General features: G+C 43.9%; 22 protein-coding genes. 12 read left to right on the top strand and 10 right to left on the bottom strand.

Features of this window, described 5'->3' with window-relative positions; genetic code table 11:
- The coding region (locus ACKI5J_RS10840) for a twin-arginine translocase subunit TatC (RefSeq protein ID WP_407429370.1) at positions 1-198 on the top strand (198 nt) is incomplete at its 5' end.
- Positions 199-207: 9 nt separating this feature from the next.
- The gene (gene rpiB, locus ACKI5J_RS10835) at positions 208-642 is read left to right on the top strand and encodes a ribose 5-phosphate isomerase B (RefSeq protein ID WP_407429368.1); all 435 of its coding nucleotides are present in this window, start codon (positions 208-210) and stop codon (positions 640-642) included.
- A gap of 81 nt (positions 643-723) precedes the next feature.
- Here rpiB and ACKI5J_RS10830 read toward each other — a convergent pair whose 3' ends face one another.
- Entirely contained in the window at positions 724-1197 is a 474-nt protein-coding gene (locus tag ACKI5J_RS10830; RefSeq protein ID WP_407429366.1) for a hypothetical protein, read from the bottom strand.
- Positions 1198-1466: 269 nt separating this feature from the next.
- On the opposite strand from ACKI5J_RS10830, the gene ACKI5J_RS10825 reads away from it, so the two are divergent.
- Both ACKI5J_RS10825 and ACKI5J_RS10820 read left to right on the top strand, forming a co-directional pair.
- Positions 1467-1940 (top strand): FKBP-type peptidyl-prolyl cis-trans isomerase, encoded by a 474-nt coding sequence (locus tag ACKI5J_RS10825; protein ID WP_407429364.1) that lies wholly within the window; start codon positions 1467-1469, stop codon positions 1938-1940.
- A gap of 10 nt (positions 1941-1950) precedes the next feature.
- The gene (locus tag ACKI5J_RS10820) at positions 1951-2835 is read left to right on the top strand and encodes an FKBP-type peptidyl-prolyl cis-trans isomerase (protein WP_407429362.1); all 885 of its coding nucleotides are present in this window, start codon (positions 1951-1953) and stop codon (positions 2833-2835) included.
- A gap of 94 nt (positions 2836-2929) precedes the next feature.
- Here ACKI5J_RS10820 and ACKI5J_RS10815 read toward each other — a convergent pair whose 3' ends face one another.
- Genes ACKI5J_RS10815 through truA form a run of 3 tightly spaced genes read right to left on the bottom strand, consistent with a single transcriptional unit; the run spans position 2930 to position 5252 of the window.
- Positions 2930-4036: a M42 family metallopeptidase gene (locus ACKI5J_RS10815; protein WP_407429360.1), complete on the bottom strand. Its 1107-nt coding sequence runs from the start codon at positions 4034-4036 to the stop codon at positions 2930-2932.
- 59 nt (positions 4037-4095) lie between these two features.
- The gene (locus ACKI5J_RS10810; RefSeq protein WP_407429358.1) at positions 4096-4503 is read right to left on the bottom strand and encodes a GNAT family N-acetyltransferase; all 408 of its coding nucleotides are present in this window, start codon (positions 4501-4503) and stop codon (positions 4096-4098) included.
- Complete coding sequence (gene truA / locus ACKI5J_RS10805) at positions 4500-5252, bottom strand: tRNA pseudouridine(38-40) synthase TruA (RefSeq protein ID WP_407429356.1); 753 nt, start codon at positions 5250-5252, stop codon at positions 4500-4502. Before truA ends, ACKI5J_RS10810 begins: the two co-directional genes overlap by 4 nt.
- A gap of 104 nt (positions 5253-5356) precedes the next feature.
- On the opposite strand from truA, the gene ACKI5J_RS10800 reads away from it, so the two are divergent.
- Both ACKI5J_RS10800 and ACKI5J_RS10795 read left to right on the top strand, forming a co-directional pair.
- Positions 5357-5824 carry a DUF4293 domain-containing protein gene (locus ACKI5J_RS10800; RefSeq protein ID WP_407429354.1) on the top strand — a complete coding sequence of 156 codons (468 nt, stop codon included), beginning with the start codon at positions 5357-5359 and terminating at the stop codon, positions 5822-5824.
- Positions 5825-5915: 91 nt separating this feature from the next.
- On the top strand, positions 5916-7712 hold the full coding sequence (locus ACKI5J_RS10795; protein WP_407429352.1) for a DEAD/DEAH box helicase: 1797 nt from the start codon (positions 5916-5918) through the stop codon (positions 7710-7712).
- Positions 7713-7792: 80 nt separating this feature from the next.
- Here ACKI5J_RS10795 and ACKI5J_RS10790 read toward each other — a convergent pair whose 3' ends face one another.
- The 4 genes from ACKI5J_RS10790 to ACKI5J_RS10775 form a co-directional block, all read right to left on the bottom strand.
- Positions 7793-8056, bottom strand: coding sequence for a hypothetical protein (locus ACKI5J_RS10790; protein WP_407429350.1), 264 nt, complete (start codon positions 8054-8056; stop codon positions 7793-7795).
- Between the two features lie 56 nt (positions 8057-8112).
- Positions 8113-9117, bottom strand: coding sequence for an NAD(P)H-dependent glycerol-3-phosphate dehydrogenase (locus ACKI5J_RS10785; protein WP_407429348.1), 1005 nt, complete (start codon positions 9115-9117; stop codon positions 8113-8115).
- Positions 9118-9235: 118 nt separating this feature from the next.
- The gene (locus tag ACKI5J_RS10780) at positions 9236-10585 is read right to left on the bottom strand and encodes an efflux RND transporter periplasmic adaptor subunit (protein WP_407429346.1); all 1350 of its coding nucleotides are present in this window, start codon (positions 10583-10585) and stop codon (positions 9236-9238) included.
- A gap of 16 nt (positions 10586-10601) precedes the next feature.
- Positions 10602-12050 (bottom strand): TolC family protein, encoded by a 1449-nt coding sequence (locus tag ACKI5J_RS10775; RefSeq protein WP_407429344.1) that lies wholly within the window; start codon positions 12048-12050, stop codon positions 10602-10604.
- Between the two features lie 40 nt (positions 12051-12090).
- Between ACKI5J_RS10775 and ACKI5J_RS10770 the strand changes: the two genes are divergently transcribed.
- Complete coding sequence (locus ACKI5J_RS10770) at positions 12091-12708, top strand: polysaccharide deacetylase family protein (protein WP_407429342.1); 618 nt, start codon at positions 12091-12093, stop codon at positions 12706-12708.
- A 174-nt stretch (positions 12709-12882) separates the two neighbouring features.
- Positions 12883-15147, top strand: coding sequence for an aconitate hydratase (locus ACKI5J_RS10765; protein ID WP_407429340.1), 2265 nt, complete (start codon positions 12883-12885; stop codon positions 15145-15147).
- Positions 15148-15309: 162 nt separating this feature from the next.
- Here ACKI5J_RS10765 and sucD read toward each other — a convergent pair whose 3' ends face one another.
- Positions 15310-16188 carry a succinate--CoA ligase subunit alpha gene (gene sucD / locus ACKI5J_RS10760; RefSeq protein WP_106291611.1) on the bottom strand — a complete coding sequence of 293 codons (879 nt, stop codon included), beginning with the start codon at positions 16186-16188 and terminating at the stop codon, positions 15310-15312.
- A 59-nt stretch (positions 16189-16247) separates the two neighbouring features.
- Positions 16248-18023: an ABC transporter ATP-binding protein gene (locus ACKI5J_RS10755; RefSeq protein WP_407429338.1), complete on the bottom strand. Its 1776-nt coding sequence runs from the start codon at positions 18021-18023 to the stop codon at positions 16248-16250.
- 155 nt (positions 18024-18178) lie between these two features.
- Here ACKI5J_RS10755 and ACKI5J_RS10750 point away from each other — a divergent pair, with 155 nt between their 5' ends.
- From ACKI5J_RS10750 to ACKI5J_RS10735, 4 genes are all read left to right on the top strand, one after another.
- Entirely contained in the window at positions 18179-19378 is a 1200-nt protein-coding gene (locus ACKI5J_RS10750; RefSeq protein WP_407429336.1) for a porin, read from the top strand.
- A gap of 93 nt (positions 19379-19471) precedes the next feature.
- A complete protein-coding gene (locus ACKI5J_RS10745) occupies positions 19472-19795 on the top strand; it encodes a hypothetical protein (RefSeq protein WP_407429334.1) in 324 nt (107 codons plus the stop codon).
- A gap of 83 nt (positions 19796-19878) precedes the next feature.
- The gene (locus ACKI5J_RS10740) at positions 19879-21474 is read left to right on the top strand and encodes a SulP family inorganic anion transporter (protein ID WP_407429332.1); all 1596 of its coding nucleotides are present in this window, start codon (positions 19879-19881) and stop codon (positions 21472-21474) included.
- A complete protein-coding gene (locus ACKI5J_RS10735) occupies positions 21467-22174 on the top strand; it encodes a carbonic anhydrase (RefSeq protein WP_407429330.1) in 708 nt (235 codons plus the stop codon). The genes ACKI5J_RS10740 and ACKI5J_RS10735 overlap by 8 nt, the downstream gene beginning before the upstream one ends.
- Positions 22175-22198 lie beyond the last annotated feature (24 nt).

The following is a 22198-nucleotide window of genomic DNA, read 5'->3' as shown; positions in this document are numbered from 1 at the left end:
ACCCCCGCGTTTATGCGTTCCACGAGACGTTATGCTGTGGTCATCATCCTGATCATAGCGGCAATCGTTACTCCTACTCCCGATATTCTGACGATGATAACGGTAAGTTTACCGCTATTCCTGCTGTACGAAGTAAGTATCGTGATTTCGGCGCGTGTAGATAAGAAGAGAACAAAAGATATTGGTTTACGATATTAATTATACATCATGAGTGATAAGATAAGTATAGCGATAGGCTCTGACCATGCCGGTTTTGAGTATAAAGAACTTCTGAGAGCGTTTTTGTCGGCCTACGAAGTCAAAGACTTTGGTACCTACAGCGCAGAATCTGCTGATTACCCTGACTTTGCACATCCGGTAGCTTCGGCTGTGGAAGCGGGCGAGTTCACTTTGGGTATCCTGGTATGCGGTAGTGCTAATGGTGTCGCGATTACAGCAAATAAGCATCAGGGAATACGTGCGGCGATATGCTGGACCGAGGAGATCGCTGAGCTTGCGCGTTTGCATAATAATGCCAATGTGCTTTGCATCCCGGCAAGGTTTGTGTCTACAGATGCAGCGAAGGCGATCACGGAAAAGTTTATTGCTACACCTTTTGAAGGGGGCAGGCATGCTGTTCGTGTAGGGAAGATGTCCTGCTAAGACGTTTGATAGGACGGAGGTAAATAAAAAAAGCGGCACATTTAACAAATGGTGCCGCTTTTCTTTTTGTGGATCTAATCGCTAGAATGTTATCCTGACTGATAGGCCGAATCCTTCTGGGTCAAATTCTGTATTGGGGGTGAACTCGATTGCCGGTTTCCAGTCAAGGGATAAATTGATTGGGGCATCGGTGAATTTAAAATCCAAACCAAGCACTCCGTCGACACTGAATACGAAGTCGTTGTGGTCTGTTGGTTTGTATGTCTGGCTACCGATGGTTGCACCACCACCATAGAACCATTGAAGACCTGGCAGATCGTTGATCGGGTTGTGAACTTCATATAGACCTGTAAGACGGAATGACGAGTGGTCATTTCTGTCCTTGAAATTCAGGATGAAGTCCAAGGCTCTGTCCTGCTGTATAAATGTTTTATACGTTATGCCGTAGGCATTACCTACACGTACACCAAGGGCGTGCTTGTACTGCGCCTGTGCTGTGTTTCCGGCAACTAGTAAGAACCCACCGATTAAAAATGATAATAGAAAATTTTTCATAAACTCATTAAAATGATTTGATAAACTACAAATCTGCCGCTTTATTGTTTTGAGCCAACAGAATAATTATTTGGGGGCAAAAGTATCAGTTTTTAATTAACTAACGTATTAATGTTGTCAGTTAGAGACGAAGGAAGGCCCCAAGTAGTTACACCACAGGGGGAGAAAAAATGAATAAAATTCCTATTTCAGTAGAAATAATGAAATTTGAACTTTAAAAAGATAAATTTGTGATTGCAAGGTCGCGTGGAGCGGCCAATTTTTAAGATATGAGAAGACTAGTATTTGTTGCGTTGTTCTTTGCTGTGATTGGCTCTTCGTGTAGTAAAGTAGAGCACTATGATTGGGAGAAGCAGATGGTAATTGATGAGCAATTAATTAAGGATTTTATCAAGGAGAAAAACCTTGATGCACAAAGGAGCCCAAACGGAGTATATTACGTTATTGAAGAGCCTGGAGAAGGAAACGTAAAATATGCCGCTAATACTACAGTTAAAGCGAAATATGAGGGTCGCTTGCTTAATGGTAAAGTATTCGATTCGAGTACCACAGGTATTAATTTCCCTCTTGGAAACGTGATCCCCGGCTGGCAGGAAGGAATTCAGCTGATACAGAAAGGTGGAAAAATCCGCTTGCTGATACCTTCACCGCTTGCGTACCAGAACAGGAGCCAGGGTATTATTCCGGCAAATGCTGTGCTTGACTTTGATGTTGAGCTTTTAGATGTGATTAACCCTCAATAAATTATAATTGATGAAATTGATTAATAGATATTCTTTTTTAATAGCTCTTGCTTTTGTTGCTGTAATTAGCGCTTGTACAAAAGAATATGCTTCTATCTCGGAAGAGGACGAATCGAACATACAAGCATATATAAGTGCAAACAACTTGTCTATGCAGAAGTTTGACACGACAGGTGCTTACTACTCTGTTGTGAGTGAAGGTACAGGACCCGATCTTGATTATACTCAGCAGCTCCCATTAATTTACACGGTGAAGTCTTTAGATGGCAGGTATACGTCTCAGGATACATTCATCAACCATTATGCGGGTCGGTTTGGTTATTATACTCCAAATGTTTTGAGAGAAACGATTATGGCCAACCTGAAGAAGGAGGGGGGGACGATTCGTGTGCTCGTGCCGTCGCGTAAGGCCTACGGTAGAAACGGAAGTGGACCTATTCCAGGAAATGCGAGTTTGGACTATACGGTAAAGGTTTTGGAGAAAGCCAAGCTGGCGCAATATGAGGATGCGGTAATACAGAATTATTTGAGTAAGAACTCACTATCCGGGTTTACCAAATCCGCAGACAATATATGGTACAAGATCGCTGAGCCTGGCACGGGATCTAAAATAATAGGTCTCGACTCTACTCTGACGTTTAATTATACCGGGAGATTGCTGAATGGTACCGTATTTGAAACGAACGAGGGCGCGTCTACTATTCTTGTGAACTACATCCCTTCCTGGCAAAAGGCTATTCCTCTTATCAAAGAGGGAGGATCTATACGGTTTATAGCGCCTTCATCTCTGTCATATGGGTTAGCAGGGTCGCAGGCTAGTTCAGTTGGACAGGTATCCATTCCTGCGTTTGCACCGCTTGACTTTGAAGTTAAAGTTACCAAGGTTGGACGCTAACTAGGATTTTCGTTTATAGTAAAAGGGCAGCAAATCAAGAATTTGCTGCCCTTTTTGGTGTCCTATGAGTTATTATAACGACTCCGCTGTTAGTTTATTTTACAGAACGGAAATCATGTTCCGGATCGATATTTAACAATGTGTGGTAAATTAAGCTGATCACATTGTCTACATCTTCCTTGTGAACCATTTCAACGGTGGTGTGCATGTAGCGCAAGGGCAGGGAAATCAGTGCTGATACCACGCCATTGTTTGAATAGGCGAAAGCATCGGTGTCTGTTCCGGTCCAACGGGATGACGCTTGTCTTTGGAAGGGAATCGCATTATCTTCTGCGGTCTTTACCAAAAGCTTGTTGAAATTGATCTGAACAGAAGGAGCGTAAGATAATACCGGGCCTTTTCCGCAAGAAAGATCTCCCTGAGTGACCTTGTTGATCATCGGTGTCTGGGTGTCGTGCGTTACGTCTGTCACGATAGCCAAATCGGGTTTAATACGGTTAGCGATCATCTCGGCGCCGCGAAGTCCAACTTCCTCCTGTACCGCATTGACGATATAAAGGCCGAAAGGTAGTGTTTTGTTGTTTTCTTTAAGCAGTCGCGCAACTTCAGCAATCATGAAGCCTCCGACCCGGTTGTCTAAAGCTCTGCCGAGGTAATAGCGGTTGTTGAGCACCATGAATTCATCTTCATAGGTGATCACGCAACCGACATGAATACCGAGTGCTTCGACTTCTTCCTGTGACGTACAGCCGCAATCGAGAAAAATATTCTTTAACGTTGGCGCTTCTTCTTTCTCTCCGCTGCGGGTATGAATGGCAGGCCATCCGAATACCGCTTTAACGGTTCCTTTGTCGGTATGGATGTTTACGCGCTTGGAGGGCGCGATCTGGTGGTCAGAGCCGCCGTTCCTGATTACGTAGATCAAACCGTCTTTGCTGATGTAGTTGACAAACCAGGAAATTTCGTCTGAATGTGCTTCAATCACTACCTTAAATTCGGCTTCCGGATTGATTACTGCTACCGCTGTTCCATAGTTGTCCACAAAATGTGAATCAGCATAGGGTTTGATATAATCTAACCAAAGTCGTTGTCCTTCCCACTCAAAGCCAGTAGGTGAGGGATTGTTGATATATGTTTCTAAAAATTGAAGTGACTGTTCGGTCACGACCGGAACATGTTCTTTATTGTTGTCGTTATCCATAAATCGAAGTTTATATGAGGGTCAAAATTAGCTAATTGAAATTTGACTGAGAAGCTTTGCTATAAAAACAACTCTACGATTACAAAGTCTATTCCGTCACGGCTGAAGCATTCACCGGTTTCTGCGAAGCCGAAACGCTTATAAAGTTGCAGAGCATCTTTGCGGGCGTTACACCAGATGCGCTCGACGTGATGCGCTTTGCTGTAGGCGAGGATATATTTAAGCATTTGGCTGCCATACCCCTTCCCTTGCTCTTGAATAAGTGTTGCGAATTTGCGGAACTGTAGTTCGTTATCGTTCATAAACAGGGAAACTACGGTGACCAGTTTCTGTCCATTGTCAAACAGGCCAAGGTGTGTTCCCCGTGGATCATCGGTGAGGGAGACGTCGGTTAAGCTCTTGCCTGGGTACATTACATCCCGTCTGACGGGCAGGACTTGCTCGATCGGAATTTCCCGGACGGTCATGTGATGTAGGGGTATTTGACTTCGGTAAGATAAAGTCCACATGCAGGGACTGAACTTCCGGCATTTGAACGGTTTTTGCTTTTAATGATATCGTGTATGCTTTCGGGGGGCGTGATTCCTTTGCCGATCAGGACAAGGGTACCGACAATGGCTCTGACCATGTTTCTGAGGAAACGATCAGCTGAAATGTGAAACACAAGATGATCGTCCCTTTCGATCCAGAGGGCCCGTGTGATTTTGCAGTTGTTGGTAAAGACTTGCGTATTGGATTTGCTAAAGGCGCTGAAGTCTGTATAAGACATCATATACTGAGCAGCCTGATTCATCTTTTCGATATCAAGTTTGTCTTGCAGCAGCCACGAGCGGTTGTATTTAAATGGGTCTTTGTGCCTGTGTATGTGGTATTCGTATGACCTGAGTGTGGCATCAAAGCGGGCATGGGCTTGCGGACCGGTCTCAATTATTCGTTTGACTGCAACCTGATAGGGAAGGAGTGAATTGAGGCTGTTTAAAAACTTCCTGCTGAGTAGATCATGGTGATGAGGTTCTGATACGGCATTGAAGTGGGCGAAGAATTCATTGGCGTGTACGCCGGTGTCGGTTCTGCCGCATCCGAGTGTTTCGATCTTCTGCCGCAGGATGGTGGAAAGTGCTTTGTCCAGAGCTTCCTGAACGGTATAAGCGTTGGGCTGGATCTGCCATCCGTGGAAAGAGGTGCCGTCGTAGGCGAGTTCAGCAAAATACCGCATATCGGTTCAAAAATAATCATAGAAAACTAATTCGAGACTATTTTTGTTCTTGCCCTGAGTCTACCTTTCAACATAATATGTATTTTAGCAGACACGATTAAATTATGTTACAACGTATCCAAACCCTGTGGTTGCTCTTGTCAACCACCATGATTCTCCTTCTTTTTTTATTCCCTTACCTACAGATCTTTAATGCTATGGGAACTCCTAAAGTAATTAAGGTTACAGGGATTTATGAAAATATTGGCGGACAGATTGTGAAAACCGAAGACTTTACGCTGATCACCATTGTGACGGTATTACTGGCCTTGGTGCCTATGGTGATGGTGTTTATGTATAAGGACAGGAAGCGTCAGATAGTGACCGGCTATGTTGCCATTTTATTGATTCTCGCCTATAGTTTTTGGCTGGCTGCTACAGCTACCGCATCTCTGGGCGATGTTCAGCTGCAGTTTCAAAATTATGGTCTCGGTATCATCTTTATTCCACTGTCCATTTTATTTATTATATTGGCTTTAAGAGGAATACGTAGTGATATTAGATTGTTGAAATCTGCCGATCGCTTGCGTTGATACGCGATTTAGATGCCGGCAGCCACTTTTTTTAACTTTTTTTATTATCTTTGTAGAATACCGGCAATACAGTCGGTTTTTTATTGTTATCATGAACCCATTTAGTACACTGGGTATCCGTCATGATATTGTTAATGCCATAACTGATCTGGGATTTGAAAATCCCACGCCAATCCAGGAACAATCGATCCCGGTTTTACTTTCAGGCAGCAACGATTTTGTCGGATTAGCCCAAACCGGCACAGGGAAAACTGCGGCCTTCGGCCTTCCCTTGTTAGAATTAGTAGACTTTGAAAAGAATTACCCACAGGCGCTTATTTTGTGTCCGACCCGTGAGTTATGTCTACAGATTACCAATGACATAAAGAATTATTCAAAAAATTTAAGTAATGTAAATGTTGTTGCCGTTTACGGTGGCGCGAGTATTACTGATCAGCTTCGGCAGATTAAACGCGGCGTACAGATTGTTGTCGCTACCCCTGGCCGTATGCTTGATATCATCAATCGTAAGGCTATTGATTTTTCTCAGGTTCGCTACGTTGTTTTGGATGAAGCCGATGAGATGCTCAATATGGGATTCCAGGAAGATATCGACGTGATTCTTTCTACCACACCTAACGACAAAAAAACCTGGTTGTTCTCTGCAACTATGCCTGCAGAGGTTCGTCGGATCGCTAAGAAATACATGACTGATCCGCATGAATTAACCATGGGTAAACAAAATACAGGTAATGCTAATATTGATCATGAGTACTTCATTGTACGTGCCCGTGATAAATATGCTGCCTTTAAGCGGATTGTGGATTTCAATCCTGAGATCTTCGGTATCGTATTTTGCCGTACCAAGATTGAAACGCAGGAGATTGCAGAAGCCCTGATTAAAGACGGATATAATGCCGATTCTTTACATGGTGACCTTTCTCAGCAACAGCGTGACAAGGTAATGAAGCGTTACCGTGAGAGAAGCCTTCAGTTGCTGATAGCAACAGACGTAGCGGCTCGTGGTATTGACGTGAATGACGTTACTCACGTGATTAACTACTCTCTTCCTGATGAGATTGAGAACTATACACACAGAAGTGGCCGTACAGCACGTGCGGGTAAATCAGGTGTTTCTATCGCAATCATCAACGCGAAAGAGGTTGGTAAGATTAGACAGATTGAGCGTGTGATTGGTAAGAAGTTCACGAAGATTGAGGTTCCAAGCGGATTTGATGTTTGTGAGAAACAGCTTTTTGCATTGATTCACCGTGTGCATAATGTGGAGGTGAACGAGGCGCAGATTGAGTCTTATATTCCGAGAATTATGGATGACTTCGCTGAGTTAAGCAAGGAGGAAGTGATCAAACGTTTTGCTTCTCTGGAGTTCAACCGTTTCCTTGATTATTACAAGAATGCTCCGGATTTGAATGCCCCTTTACAGGACGATCGCTTCAGCGAGCGTTCGGGTGAGCGTTCTGGCAGACCCGGACGTGCTTCGAGTGGCGACTACACCCGGTTGTTTATCAACCTGGGATCTGTAGATGACTTTACGCGTGGTGACATGCTCGGGTTCATCTGTAATAACGCCAAGATCAGTGGAAAGTCGATTGGTAAGATCGACCTTAAAGGTGTCTATACTTTCTTTGAAGTAGAAAATTCGGTTGCTGAAACCGTTCAGCAGAACTTTAAATCTGTTGATTTCAAGGGTCGTGATGTTCGTATAGAACTTGCGGGTGACCGTGATGGTGGCGGCCGTGAAGGCGGTGGCGGCAGTCGCGAGCGTCGTAGCAGTGGCAGCCGTGAGCGTAGCGGTGGCTACCGTGATTTCTCAGGAAAGCGCAGAGATGATCGTGGAGGAAGCGGCAGATCTTCAGGTGGAGATCGCGAGCGTCGGAAACGATTCTAAGCAGATATAAAAAGGCGGCCATTGATGATCAGTGGCCGCCTTTTTTTGTGGCTTATTTTGAAAGTTCTTGTTAGCAGGGGTTAATCTGCGAGATAAACCCTTTTTCCTTCTGCGTTTTCATAAAATTGTCTATCGTACATATCTATATAGACATCTTCTCCGTTGGGTCCTTTGACATGGTGGAGAAACCGGTCTTTTAATTTATTGCCGTATTGTACGAGACGATTGCCCAGTCCTTTTGCTGAATGGAGCAGCTCATCGGCCTCGTCTCTTTTGTAAATAAGGGCAATTATCGCCGCGGAGGCGGCTCCTGCTATTACACTCCAGATGATCACGTTTTTCATGGTTATATAGGTTTAAAGATTTAAACAGCATTGCCATGGGGAAAGTTTGACCAAAATCAGGAAAGTTGATCTGCAAGAAGTTTCATTTCAATGGACGGGGAGTGTTTCTCATAGAGAATGGCATAAACAGCCCTGCATATCGGCATGTTCACCTTGTACTGTTTGTTGATGTGGTGCAATGACTTGGAAGCGTAATACCCTTCGGCGACCATGTTCATTTCCAACTGGGCGGAGCGCACGTTGTATCCTTTGCCGATCATATTTCCGAACGTTCGGTTACGGCTGAATTGGGAATAGGCGGTTACCAGAAGGTCTCCCAGATAGGCTGATTCCTTGATGTCACGATCTATAGGGTGAACGGTGTTTACGAAGCGGCTGATCTCCTGGATTGCATTGGATATGAGTACCGATTGGAAATTGTCGCCATAGCCTACGCCATGGCAGATGCCGCTTGCCACAGCATAGATATTCTTGAGTACCGCGGCATATTCTGTGCCGTAGATATCATCTGATACATTGGTTTTGATATATCGGGTATTGACCAGGCTGGCGAATTCTGCAGCGAGTGTCTGATCGGGAGAAGCAATTGTGAGATAGGAAAGTTTTTCTAAAGCCACCTCCTCTGCATGACAAGGGCCGCTGAGTACAACGATGTCGTGAAACGGAACCTCAAAAGTCTTATTCATGAATTCGCCGATGATCATGTTGTCTTCAGGTACAAATCCCTTAATAGCAGAGATGACCTTTTTTCCTTTGAAGCTGCCTGGGCTGAGAGTCGACAGCACTTCCTTTAGAAAGGCCGCTGGAATATTGAGCAGGATCATGTCGCACTTTTCAATAACCTCAACCAGGTTGCTGGTGATGTTTGTTGCAGGGACTTTGATCTCTATAGAACTGAGATAGCTCCCGTTGTGCTTGTATTTCTTTATATGCTCAATATTTTCTTCGTCGCGCATCCACCAGAAAATCTCCTTCGGTTTTCTGTTATCAGTCAACATCTTGATGTTAGCTGTAGCCCAGCTTCCTCCCCCAATAACTGCTATTTTTGTGCTCGTATTCATAACTGAAAACCGCAAGTTTACGAATTAAAAAGCAAATCTTGCGCCCATTCGGTTTTAACAAAAGATGTTATGACCGAATAGGCGCATACGTAGCAGAAAGTGGTTCGGATAGGAATGGCTACTTCTTAGGTTCGCCCTCAAACAGTTTATCCCGGCTTACTTTTTCAACAGCGATGCTGTCTTTAAGCGTTTTAGAAATTGCACTGAATGGTGCGGAAACAATCTCCTCGTTGCCTTTAAGTCCGCTCTTGATGATAATGTAAGTGTCGTTTTGGATACCTGTAGTTACAGGAATTTGTCTGACCAAACCCTTAGCATAGGTAAAAACGTATTCTTTTACTTTGGGCTTGTCTTTGTCGTCTTTCTTTTCTGAATCTGCGTTCTTTGCATCTGCGTTCATATCTTCCCTTGTGGTTACTGATTGGATAGGTACAGAGATGCCGGTGGCTTTTTCAGTTTGAATGTCGACTGTTGCCGACAGGCCCGGAAGGAAAGGGGATTTAGCCTGCTCCCTGTCTTTCATGTAGGCAGCGTAGGACTCCGGCAGAATGCGGATCTTTACGCTGAAGTTCGTTACCTGATCGGTGCTTTCGCCAACGATATTGGCTGAGCTTGCGATTTCAGTAACCTTGCCCTGGAATTTCTTTTCCTGAAAAGCGTCGACCTCTATATCAGCAAGATCTCCCACAGAAACGCGGTTGATGTCGTTTTCGTTTACATTGACATTCACTTCCATGGAATTGAGGTTAGAGATACGCATAATCTCCGTTCCTGCCATCTGGGCAGTACCAACAACTCTCTCACCCAGTTCTACGGAAAGTTTGGATACGACACCATCTACAGGTGCGTAAATGGTGGTACGGTCGAGGTTATCTGCAGCTTCTTTCACGAGAGCCTGTGATTGTTGTACGCCGTAACCTGAGCCAATAATATTTTGGCGCAGTGCCTCGAGGTTCGCTCTTGCACTCTGATACTCGGCCTGAGCTGCGTCGTATTCGGCTGCCGAAAGTACTTTCTGCTTGAACAACTCCGTGCTGCGCTTGTAGCTGGCTTCTGTATTTTTGAAAGTCGCTTCTGCTTGTTTTAATTGCTGACGTGCTGAGGCTAAAGCTGCTCTTTGGGTATTGAGGGAGGCAACTGCGCGGTCATAACCGGATTGAAGGATGTCAGGTCGGATCTTGCATAAAAGCTGACCTTTCTTTACAACGTCGCCTTCTTTTACATCAAGCTTCACTATTTCGCCTGAGACTTCAGAGCTAAGCTTAACCTCTATTTCTGCCTGTATTTTTCCGCTTGCAGATACGGTTTCGATGATGCTTCTTTTTTCAGCCTTTTCAGTAGCAACCAAGACTTTATCACCTGAGCCTATCCAACCCATTTTGAATGCAATAGCAAGTAATACAACTATACATACAACTCCGATAAGGACGTATCTGACGGTGCGTTTTTTTCTTTTTTTGGGTTCCATTTGGTGGCTTTATAAATTAAAATGTTAACGGATTACCGAGGTAAAAGTCGATAATTTTATTTCTGAAAATAAGGTCATATCTGGCCTGGATAACATCAAACTGCTTTTGGTTCAGATCCGTTTGCGCCTGGTTGAAGTCTAATGAATTAACAAGACCTACGTCATATCGTTTGCTGATGGCGTCAAATGCTGTCTTCGAAGACTCGAAGGCAGTTGATGCAGACATGAAACGGCTCTGTGCAGCCCTAAGGTCGGTCACGGCCTGATAGATCACTTTATTGAAATTATTGCGTGCCAGCTGCTCGGTAACCTTTGCGTTCTGATAGGTAATCTTGGCGCGTCTGACTCCGATGCGTGCGGAGTAACTATTGAATATCGGAATGCTGAGCGTAAGGCCTACCGCTTGATTAAAGTTCTCGTCGAGCTGGTCTTTAAAGCTTGTTTTCTCAAAGGTACTGGCATATTCTGGTGTTAATACACGCTGATTTGTTCCTTCCAGGAAGCCAATGACCGTGTTTTGGCCAGTTAATTCACGACTAAGCAGACGTTGTCTGTTGTTGGAATAGCCAGATCCGATACTTCCGCTGAAAGAAAGGCGCGGATATAGAGACGATTTGGCGACGTCTACTGCCTTTAGTGCTGCCAGGGTTCTGTTTTGTGCAAGCCTGACATCCGGGTAATTTTCTGCTGCCTTAGCATATATGTCTGCCGCGGCATATTTGGTATTGATCTCGCCGATTTCATTAATTACCGGCTGAACAACTTTGAATTCTGCTGCGGGGTCGCGTTCCATGAGCTGTGCCAGATTCAGTTTGCTGATCTCCAGTTGATTTAATGAGTTGGTGATATTCAGTTCTGCGGTAGCATATTGCGCTTTTGCCTGGGAGAGATCAGCAAGTGTCTTGCTGCCCACATCAAATTGTTTTTGTTCCCTGTCAAGTTGAAGTTTAGCAAGCTGAAGCTGTTGCTGTGACGCGAGCAGCAGGTCTTCATTGCTGAGCACCTGCAGGTATGTAGTTACAACAGTAAGCGATAAATCATTCTGGATCTTCCGGGTATTGCTTTTATCCGCTTCCAGCTGATATTTGTACTGCGACACCTGATGCCAGAGTCTGAATCCCTGGAAGATAGGAAGGGAGGTGCTGAGGTTTCCATTCGAGGAAGTGGTTTGCTGATTTACAAACTCATAGGTTAAGGGGTCAACGTTTCGACCGAAATTGAAGTTTAGGTTTCCTCCTGCATTAAGGGTAGGGTAGAAGAAGAGTTTCGATTCTTTGAGATTTTCTTCCGAAAGCGCTTCACTCAACTGCGCCTGCTTAATTTGCAGGTTGTTTTGCAAGGTCAAAGCTACTGCCTGTTCAAGCGTTATGCTTTCCTGCGCAAAAGCGGAGCCTGATAAAAGCGTACAAAAGGCTGTTGCAAATGCAGCGATGCCCGTTCTATAGATGGATCTTCTGAGAGTCATTTCAGGCTAATAATTTGTAGTATTGCACATTCTCTATAATATGTATCTCGTTAAAACTCCTTTCTGGCTGCGACTTATCTATCCTTCTCTCTTGTGGAGGAAATTAAACGATTCAAATAAGATTTATATCACCTTTGACGATGGTCCTATCCCGATTGTTACAGATTTCGTTATTAATACATTGAAAATCTACCAGGCTTCCGCTACTTTCTTTTGTATCGGGGATAATATAAGAAAACATCCTGAGGTTTTTCAGCGGTTAAGGCAAGAAGGACATAGTATCGGCAATCATACGTTTAATCATTTAAGGGGATGGGATACGGATGATGAGGTCTATCTGGACAACATAAAAAAGTGTCATTCGCTGGTTCAATCGAATCTCTTGCGCCCGCCTCACGGCAGGATAAAGAAATCACAGATCAGCCGGGTGAGAGAGGCTTTTCCTGCCATGGAGATTATTATGTGGGATGTGCTATCGGGTGACTTTGATCAAAAGCTGAGTCCGGAAAAGTGCCTTCAGAATGTTATCAGATATACACGTCCCGGTGCAATAATCGTTTTTCATGATAGTTTAAAAGCCTTTGACCGCCTGGAGTATGTGTTACCCAAGGCCCTGGAATATTGGAAAGACAAAGGATATGTTTTTGAGAAGTTGTGACACTACCCTTCCGAGAGGATGTAAATACCTGTTGTAACCTTAATTAGAACTTTTCCAAATAATAATTGTAATATGATACAGGTCAGGCTCTCATTCATTTTTTGTAAATTCGCATGAATTTAACCTAAGTAGGTTAAGTTCTTTATATGTAAACCCCTTAATACAAAAATCATAATGGCATTTGATATAGAAATGATCCAGAAGGTTTACAGCAATTTGGAAAGCCGTATTGAAGCTGCCAAGAAAGTTGTTGGAAAACCCCTTACCCTAACTGAAAAAATCCTTTATTCTCATTTGTGGAACGGTAATCCGGAGGAAGTATATACCCGGGGGACATCTTATGTTGACTTTGCACCTGACCGCGTAGCGATGCAGGATGCGACTGCGCAGATGGCTCTTTTACAATTCATGCAGGCAGGCAGGCCTCAGGTTGCAGTACCTTCAACTGTGCATTGTGATCACCTGATCCAGGCGAAGGTTGGTGCTAGCGAGGATCTGGCAATTGCCAACAACGCGAACAAGGAAGTTTATGATTTCCTTTCTTCTGTTTGTAATAAATATGGACTTGGTTTCTGGAAGCCGGGAGCTGGTATTATTCACCAGGTAGTTCTGGAGAATTATGCTTTTCCTGGTGGAATGATGATCGGTACTGACTCGCATACACCTAATGCAGGTGGTTTGGGTATGATTGCTATTGGTGTTGGTGGTGCTGACGCTTGCGACGTGATGGCTGGTTTTGCATGGGAGTTGAAGTTTCCTAAGCTGATCGGTGTTAAGTTAACCGGAAAAATGTCTGGCTGGACGGCAGCTAAAGACGTTATTCTGAAAGTTGCCGGTGTTCTTACCGTTAAGGGTGGAACCGGATGTATCGTAGAATACTTTGGAGAAGGCGCACGGTCATTATCTGCAACAGGTAAAGCGACTATCTGTAACATGGGTGCTGAAATCGGCGCTACTACATCTATTTTCGGATACGATGAGAAAGCTGAAGATTACCTGCGTGGTACTTCAAGAAGTGATATTGCCGATCTGGCTAACCAGGTAAAGGCTCACCTAACCGGTGATGATGAGGTTTACGCTAATCCTGAGCAGTATTTTGATCAGGTAATTGAAATTAATCTCTCTGAGCTTGAGCCACATATTAACGGCCCTTTTACTCCGGACCTGGCATGGCCTATCTCTAAGTTTGCGGCTGCTGTTAAAGAACATAACTGGCCTGCAAAACTGGAAGTTGGTTTAATAGGTTCTTGTACAAATTCTTCTTACGAAGATATTACAAGAGCGGCGTCTCTTGCGCAACAGGCGGTTGATAAAGATCTTTTGACTAAGGCTGAATATACTGTTACTCCGGGGTCTGAGCTGGTAAGATATACGGTTGAACGCGACGGCTACCTGGATACTTTCGAGAAAATTGGCGGTGTTGTATTAGCGAATGCTTGTGGCCCATGTATCGGTCAGTGGGCTCGTCACACAGACGATCCTGCCCGCAGAAACTCTATTATTACCTCCTTCAACAGGAACTTCGCTAAGCGTAATGACGGTAACCCGAACACTCATGCTTTCGTGGCGTCTCCAGAGATTGTGACAGCATTAGCTATCGCTGGCGATTTGACTTTCAACCCGCTTACTGATACTCTTGTTAACCAAAAGGGAGAGTCTGTACGCTTGGATGAGCCACAGGGACTGGAAATGCCTATCAAAGGTTATGCAGTAGAAGACGCTGGTTACCAGGCTCCGGCAGAAGATGGTAGCGCGGTTAGCGTTATCGTTGACGAGGCATCAAGCAGACTACAGCTGCTGGCTCCGTTCCCGGCTTGGGAAGGAACAGATCTTAAAGGTCTTCGCCTCCTGATCAAAGCAAAAGGTAAATGTACTACTGATCATATTTCTATGGCTGGTCCATGGCTGAAGTTCAGAGGGCATATTGACAATATTTCGAATAACATGCTTATCGGTGCTGTAAACTACTTTACCGAGCAGACTGACTCGGTTAAGAACCAGTTGACCGGCGAGTATGGTCCGGTTCCTGCTACGCAGAGAGCTTATAAAGCAGCAAACATCGGTACTATTGTTGTTGGAGATGAGAACTACGGTGAAGGATCTTCACGTGAGCATGCCGCCATGGAACCTCGTCACCTGGGTGTTCGTGTGATTCTGGTTAAGTCTTTTGCTCGTATCCATGAAACTAACTTAAAGAAACAGGGTATGCTGGGCATTACGTTTGCTGACCCTGCAGATTATAATAAAATTCAGGAGAATGACGTGATCGATATTGAAGGCTTAACTTCTTTCGCTCCAGGAAAGCAGCTTAAGGTTGTTCTTCATCATGATGATGGTAAAACGGAGTCATTTGCCGTGAACCATACTTATAATGAGCAGCAGATCGAGTGGTTCAAGGCTGGTGCAGCTTTAAACCTGATTCGCATGAACAAGGTTTAATAGAGAGTTCAATATTTGGAAACCTGCCGGCTATGCCGAGCAGGTTTTTTTATGTATTTCCATGCTCGCTGGCTGAGTTGCCGGTAGTAAAAAGAAAGTCCCGCTTTGGATGATCCAAGCGGGACTTTCTTTTTATAAGGGGAGTTTGAGTAGGGTATGGAATTACCCTAATTTAGCAAGTTCTTCTGCCATTGCAGCACCAATTTCAGCAGGTGACTCGACTACACGAATACCACACTCTGTCATGATACGCATTTTTGCAGCTGCGGTATCATCATCACCACCAACGATCGCACCGGCATGGCCCATACGACGTCCTGCAGGAGCAGTTTGCCCGGCGATGAATCCAACAACAGGCTTAGTGCCGTTTTCCTTGATCCATCTCGCGGCTTCTGCTTCCATGCCACCGCCAATCTCACCGATCATAATGATACCTTTAGTCTCAGGATCTTCCATAAGAAGCTTTACAGCCTCAACCGTAGGAGTTCCGATAATTGGGTCACCACCTATACCGATCGCTGTTGTAATGCCAAGACCTGCTTTAACAACCTGATCAACGGCTTCGTATGTTAGCGTTCCGGATTTAGAAACAACACCGATAGAGCCTTTCTTGAATATAAAGCCTGGCATAATGCCAATTTTAGCTTCGTCGGCCGTAATGATACCAGGACAGTTAGGGCCTATAAGACGGCAATCTTTACCTTCAATATATTCTTTTACAAGGATCATATCTTTGGTAGGGATACCTTCTGTGATACACACGATAACTTTAATTCCAGCTTCTGCTGCTTCAAGGATAGCGTCAGCAGCGAAAGCAGGAGGTACGAAAATAATCGATACATCTGCTCCAGCCTGATCAACAGCCTCTTTTACAGTGTTGAATACCGGTCGGTCAAGGTGTGTTTGTCCTCCTTTTCCGGGAGTAACACCACCTACAACCTGGGTTCCGTACTCAATCATTTGACTTGCATGATACGTACCTTCGTTGCCGGTGAAGCCCTGAACGATAACTTTTGAATTCTTATTAACTAATACACTCATTGGTCGGATTTTAAGATATGCAAAACTAAGACAATAGGCCTAAAAGCCAAACCTTTTTGTCAGGATACAGTAGTTTTTTCGATTCCCAGAGAATTAAACTGAAGATCAAACAGTCTTTTGTAAAGTCCATTAAGTTGCAGCAGTTCCTGATGAGATCCGATCTCGCGGATTTCACCCTGGTCGAGTACGATGATCTTATCTGCCTTTTGAACTGTCGATAATCTATGGGCAATTACAATAGAGGTTCTTCCTTTCATAAGCTTTTCGAGTGTAGATTGAATCAGTAGCTCCGTTTCTGTATCAACGGAGGATGTCGCTTCATCGAGGACCAGGATCTTTGGGTTATATATCAATGCCCTGATAAACGAAATCAGCTGTGCCTGTCCCGCAGATAAAGTAGCTCCTCGTTCCATTACATTGTAATCGTATCCGCCGGGTAGTCTCTCTATGAAGTCGTGAGCTCCCGCTTCTTTAGCTGCCTCAATAACTCGTGATTTCGGAATATCCGGATTACCCAGTGTGATGTTTTTTTCAATAGTATCAGAAAAGAGAAATACGTCCTGGATTACGGTTGCGATTTGAGAACGAAGATAAGGAATGGTGTATTCCTTTATGTCTTGATCGTCTATTTTAATTGAGCCTTTACTGATAGTGTAAAATCGATTGAGGATGTTGATAATAGACGATTTTCCGGCGCCGGTAGCACCTACGATTGCCAGTGTCTGTCCTGGCCTGATCTCAAAGTTGATGTTTTTCAAAACCCACTTTTCCTCAGTATAGGAGAACCAGACGTCTTTAAAGGTAATGGCTCCATTGGTAATCCCTTTTTTAAGTGTCCCCGTGTCCTCCTCGTATTCCGTGCTGTCAAGTAATGAGAATACTCTTTCTGCGCCTACCATTCCCATCTGAAGGGTGTTGAATTTGTCGGCCAGTTCCCTGATAGGGCGGTACATCAGGTTTATGAACATAATGAACGAAACGATTACCCCGGGGGAGAGATTATGCTCGAGAATAGACTTGGAGCCGTACCATACCAATAGCCCCAGGGAAAGAGAAGATATGATTTCAACAACTGGAAAGAATATAGAATAGTACCAGTTTGAACGGATATGTGCATCGCGGTGCTTCGCATTAATTTTTTTAAACTTGTGTAGTTCCTGTCGTTCCCTCGCGAAGTACTGTATGATACTCATGCCGGATATGTGTTCCTGAAGGAACGTATTTAAATGGCTTACCTGTGTTCTTACTTCCTGAAAGGCTGACTTGATAGCCTCTTTAAAAATATATGTAGCAAGCATAAGCAATGGCATCGGGATTAGCACGACGAGTGTCAGTCGCCAGTCAATCCATAGCATTACGCCGAGGATGGCTACCAGTTGAAGTATGTCGCCAATAATGACAATCAGACCTTCTGAGAATATGTCGGCTATTGTTTCCAGATCGGAGACTGTTCTTGTAATCAGCTGCCCGATGGGAGTCCGGTCGAAGAACCGAAGTTTTAGCTTGGTGATGTGATTAAACACGTTAATCCGCAGATCCCTGATGGTGGATTGCCCCAGGGCGTTGGTGAGAAACGTATGAAAATACTGAACAATCGTTTGAAGCAGCAGTAAGAGAAGTAGCAAGATCGTCATGAAGCCTAGTCCTGGAGCATCATTTTCAAATACATACTCGTCAAGTGCGTATTGGATAAGAAAGGGTCTTAGGGGTGCAAGTATTGCAAGTGATACAGTCAGAACGACACACCATATGAATTGCTTTTTGTAGGGTTTTATATAAGTATAAATCCGCTTCAACAAATTGATATCATATGCTTTTCCTGCGTTCTTGGCCATCAAATAGTTATTGAAACACGAAATTAAACAATTTTCTTGCCCCTTCTGTCACACAAGTCTGATTTGCGCCTGATGCACAAGTTGTGTAAAAAAAGCATCGGGAAGCTTATTAATAAATTAATCTTAATATTTTCGCAGGACAACAATGATCACCCATGTCAGAATTAAAATATCCCTTCATTTTACTAATATCGCTCCTTTCGTTCAGCTTTGCCTTTGCTCAGGGAGAAATTGATGAACGTGCGATGATCTTCAAGATGAAAGGGCTCGAGGTCGCCACAAAAGATTCTTCTTTTTATGCGAATTTCCGCTTCAGAATGCAAAACCGGATAGGGGCGTATACTAATGGAGGAGATGACTTCGGAATATCGGAATTCGACGCTCGGGTAAGACGTCTGCGACTAAGAGCAGACGGTTATGTACTCAGCCCAAAGCTTGGCTATAGCATCCAGCTTGCCTTTACCCGCAGTGATCAGGATTTTGACAATACAGGAATCGCTAACATTGTGCGTGACGCCGTTGTTTTTTACCACTTTACCGATAACTTTTATGTTGCTTTCGGCCAGAATAAGCTTCCGGGAAACCGCCAGAGGGTTAATTCATCGGGACAGCTGCAGTTCGCCGAGCGATCTATAGTAAACGGGGCTTTCACAGTCGATCGAGACTTCGGTTTAAAGGCTTATTATAATAATAAAATAGGCTCAGTTCCTTACCGTTTAAAAGGTGCGATATCAACTGGTGAAGGTCGAAGTGTCAATGATTCCGACAACGGCCTTGCATATACCGGAAGGGCTGAAATACTGCCATTGGGATTGTTTAAAAATGAAGGTGACTATTCTGAAGGAGATCTCGAAAGAGAGGAAACCCCTAAGTTGGCAATAGGAGCCGGTTATAGCTATAATGTGCGTACAAACCGAACAGGCGGACAGCTAGGTAAAGACCTTTACGCAGCCAGAGATATGGGAACTGCGATGCTTGACCTGATTTTTAAATACAACGGTTGGGCATTTCAATCTGAATACATGAGCCGGGATTCGGATGACCCCCTGACGTTCAGTGAAGATGGTGATGTAAGATACGTGTATAATGGCTGGGGGATAAATAATCAAATATCTTATATCTTTAGAAGTAACTTCGAAACCGCGTTTCGTTATTCTCTTTTACAGCCTGAGGATGAAACGGTTAGATATGAACGACAGACCGAAGTTCTTGAACTCGGATTGTCTAAATATCTTAGAAGTCATCGAATTAAGGCACAGTTCAACCTAAACTATAATACAGAAGACGGAAAGATGAATGTTCAGGATAGAGATAACTATTGGGGAGCCTTATTTCAAATAGAGTTGGGAATTTAATTCTGTTTTTTTGTAATAATTTTATTAAAACTACCGTTTTTGTTAACAACGGCGGGTCTATTTTGTTAGATTTGTTTAAGAACGCAAAACAAAATGAAGAAATTTATTGCGAAAAAAGTATTCAGCATTATTTTCTTATCCATCTTCATGAGCAAGATGGTCATTTCTGTAGCGCCTTTAGTAATAGCTCATATTGACTCTGAAAGTATGAACGCAGTGATCATGCAATTGGAGATTGAGCATCCAAAATCATCAGACGTCAAAGATTCCGCAATGAAGGAATTCTTGAATCTCAACACGCTCAAGATAGGATCTATAAGTCCGGTCCTTGTCCTGATGCGTGTTTTTATAGATGACCATACTAAGCACATTCGCGTGTTTTATCCTTCCGTACCAACGCCGCCTCCTAACGTTTAATCCTCTTTTTACTTTGTTATCAGCTCGCTGATATTCTTTATTAGTTAATTAATAGGATTGTTCTACTTAATAGCAGATTATTTATGCCTGCATCAAAAGGCGTTGGGAAATATTTCTCAGCTCAAAATTTAAAGAAGGACCTCCCCGCAAGTCTTGTGGTCTTCCTGGTTGCATTACCATTATGCCTGGGAATCGCTCTTGCTTCTGGAGCTCCATTATTCGCCGGTTTATTAACCGGAATCATCGGAGGTATAGTGGTTGCCGCAATAAGTGGCTCTCAATTAAGCGTCAGCGGCCCGGCGGCCGGCCTGACCGTCATCGTTTTCACTTCCATCGCGCAGCTTGGGGGGTATGAAATATTTTTGCTCGCGTTGGTAATTGCAGGTGTTTTGCAGGTGGCTTTAGGCTTCCTGAAAGCCGGTACCATCGCGAACTTCTTCCCTTCATCAGTAATTGAGGGGATGCTAGCTGCAATTGGAATCATTTTAATCATGAAGCAGATCCCTTACGCACTAGGGTATAACGCTGATTTTGAGGGAAGTGAGACCTTTCAGTCTGGCGGATCAAACACGTTTTCGGCAATCTCAGACGCCCTGAGTATGATCACGCCCGGGGCGGTAGTAATCAGTGTGCTGTCACTGCTTGTCTTGATATATTGGAATAAAATCAAGAAGGTTAATGTAGTTCCTGCCCCTCTCGTTGTGGTTATTATCGGAATTGTTCTGAACATGGTATTTAAAGGAACCACTTTCGAAATTGATACCGTTCATTTGGTGCAGGTACCTGTCGTAAACTCTTTTAGCGAATTTACCGGGCTGTTCATGACACCAGATTTTAGCCAGATAGCTAATCCAACGGTTTGGACTGTAGCATTTACAATTGCTATTGTAGCCAGCCTCGAATCCTTGCTTAGCTTAGAAGCAGTAGATAAGATTGACCCCTATAAACGCGTTTCGCCAACAAACCGTGAGCTTGTGGCGCAAGGAACGGGTAATCTGATTTGCGGACTCATTGGTGGATTGCCGTTGACAGCAGTAATTGTTCGTTCATCAGCGAACGTTAACTCGGGTGGAAAAACCAAAGCGAGCAGTATGCTTCACGGTATCTGGCTATTAGCATCTCTGCTGCTAATTCCTGGCTTGATTAACAGTATTCCTTTATCCTGTCTTGCAGCAGTGCTAATCTTCACTGGAGCGAAGCTTGCCAAATTTGCTCTGTTCAAGAAGATGTGGCGTGAAGGCAAAGGCCAGTTTATTCCGTTCATCGTAACGATTTTAGCGGTCGTGTTCACAGACTTGCTGAAAGGTGTTGCCATCGGCATGGTAATCGGGGTCTTCTATATTCTTCGCAATAACATGCGTAATCCGTACTTCTATACCATCAGTAGCAAGGGAGACAAAGAGGTTATCCGAATTACGTTGTCTGAAGAGGTATCATTCCTCAACAAAGCGGCTATTTCATATACCCTTAACAACCTCCCGCCAGAGTCAGATGTAGTGATTGATGGAACCAATTCAAAATACATTGACCCCGATGTGCTCGAAGTAATACATAATTTCAAGCATAACGCCTACTCCAGGGCGATCATCGTGAAGCTAGAAAATATCAAGCACCGATATGATGTCCCTCAGCTAAAAGAAATGATTTACAAACCTGAAAAAGTACACGAAAATGTCTAAAGAAAATATCTCAACACCTACGGTCAAAGAGTTGCAGGATACTCAGATCCGCACATATGAGCAATTACTAGAAGGAAATAAGCTTTTTGTTCAAAGAGAAATTGAACAGGATCCTGAGTATTTCAAGAAGCTTGCATCAGGTCAGAAACCTGATGTTCTTTGGATAGGCTGTTCAGATAGCCGAGTCCCTGCAAACCAGGTTACTAATACGAGACCTGGTGAAGTATTTGTCCACCGCAATATCGCAAACGTATGTGTGCATTCTGATATGAACATGTTAAGCGTGCTTGATTACGCGGTGAACGTATTGAAAGTTAAACATGTTATTGTAGCCGGACATTACGGATGTGGAGGCGTTGAAGCAGCCATGAGTAACAAGCAGTTCGGCTTAATCGACAACTGGTTAAGACACATTAAGGATGTATACCGGCTTCACTCACATGAGCTGGATCTGATTACTGACGATAAAGCGCGCGCAAAGCGCCTCGTTGAGCTTAATGTTATAGAGCAAGTATTCAACTTGTGCAAAACTACCATAATACAGAACGCGTGGAGTGAGCGCACTGACCTTCAGATCCATGGATGGGTCGTTGATATCAGTACCGGAATAGTAAAAGATATGCATGTTAGCTGCAGCAATTCCGGCAATCTGGGCAGAGTTTTTGATCTGGCAAAAAATCAAGTGCCACAAGCGCATTAGACATATAATATAAACGGAAAGGCC

The organism is Arcticibacter sp. (assembly GCF_045629565.1).
In the GTDB taxonomy this organism is placed as follows: Bacteria; Bacteroidota; Bacteroidia; order Sphingobacteriales; family Sphingobacteriaceae; genus Arcticibacter.
Note: the sequence above shows the minus strand (reverse complement) of the source record. Positions and strands in the feature narration are given on the sequence as shown.

Bases quoted from the DNA above. Each gene is read 5' to 3' on its own strand.
- rpiB (WP_407429368.1), top strand. From the start codon at position 208: ATGAGTGATAAGATAAGTATAGCGATAGGCTCTGACCATGCCGGTTTT.
- ACKI5J_RS10830 (WP_407429366.1), bottom strand. From the start codon at position 1,197: ATGAAAAATTTTCTATTATCATTTTTAATCGGTGGGTTCTTACTAGTT.
- ACKI5J_RS10825 (WP_407429364.1), top strand. From the start codon at position 1,467: ATGAGAAGACTAGTATTTGTTGCGTTGTTCTTTGCTGTGATTGGCTCT.
- ACKI5J_RS10820 (WP_407429362.1), top strand. From the start codon at position 1,951: ATGAAATTGATTAATAGATATTCTTTTTTAATAGCTCTTGCTTTTGTT.
- ACKI5J_RS10815 (WP_407429360.1), bottom strand. From the start codon at position 4,036: ATGGATAACGACAACAATAAAGAACATGTTCCGGTCGTGACCGAACAG.
- ACKI5J_RS10810 (WP_407429358.1), bottom strand. From the start codon at position 4,503: ATGACCGTCCGGGAAATTCCGATCGAGCAAGTCCTGCCCGTCAGACGG.
- truA (WP_407429356.1), bottom strand. From the start codon at position 5,252: ATGCGGTATTTTGCTGAACTCGCCTACGACGGCACCTCTTTCCACGGA.
- ACKI5J_RS10800 (WP_407429354.1), top strand. From the start codon at position 5,357: ATGTTACAACGTATCCAAACCCTGTGGTTGCTCTTGTCAACCACCATG.
- ACKI5J_RS10795 (WP_407429352.1), top strand. From the start codon at position 5,916: ATGAACCCATTTAGTACACTGGGTATCCGTCATGATATTGTTAATGCC.
- ACKI5J_RS10790 (WP_407429350.1), bottom strand. From the start codon at position 8,056: ATGAAAAACGTGATCATCTGGAGTGTAATAGCAGGAGCCGCCTCCGCG.
- ACKI5J_RS10785 (WP_407429348.1), bottom strand. From the start codon at position 9,117: ATGAATACGAGCACAAAAATAGCAGTTATTGGGGGAGGAAGCTGGGCT.
- ACKI5J_RS10780 (WP_407429346.1), bottom strand. From the start codon at position 10,585: ATGGAACCCAAAAAAAGAAAAAAACGCACCGTCAGATACGTCCTTATC.
- ACKI5J_RS10775 (WP_407429344.1), bottom strand. From the start codon at position 12,050: ATGACTCTCAGAAGATCCATCTATAGAACGGGCATCGCTGCATTTGCA.
- ACKI5J_RS10770 (WP_407429342.1), top strand. From the start codon at position 12,091: ATGTATCTCGTTAAAACTCCTTTCTGGCTGCGACTTATCTATCCTTCT.
- ACKI5J_RS10765 (WP_407429340.1), top strand. From the start codon at position 12,883: ATGGCATTTGATATAGAAATGATCCAGAAGGTTTACAGCAATTTGGAA.
- sucD (WP_106291611.1), bottom strand. From the start codon at position 16,188: ATGAGTGTATTAGTTAATAAGAATTCAAAAGTTATCGTTCAGGGCTTC.
- ACKI5J_RS10755 (WP_407429338.1), bottom strand. From the start codon at position 18,023: ATGGCCAAGAACGCAGGAAAAGCATATGATATCAATTTGTTGAAGCGG.
- ACKI5J_RS10750 (WP_407429336.1), top strand. From the start codon at position 18,179: ATGTCAGAATTAAAATATCCCTTCATTTTACTAATATCGCTCCTTTCG.
- ACKI5J_RS10745 (WP_407429334.1), top strand. From the start codon at position 19,472: ATGAAGAAATTTATTGCGAAAAAAGTATTCAGCATTATTTTCTTATCC.
- ACKI5J_RS10740 (WP_407429332.1), top strand. From the start codon at position 19,879: ATGCCTGCATCAAAAGGCGTTGGGAAATATTTCTCAGCTCAAAATTTA.
- ACKI5J_RS10735 (WP_407429330.1), top strand. From the start codon at position 21,467: ATGTCTAAAGAAAATATCTCAACACCTACGGTCAAAGAGTTGCAGGAT.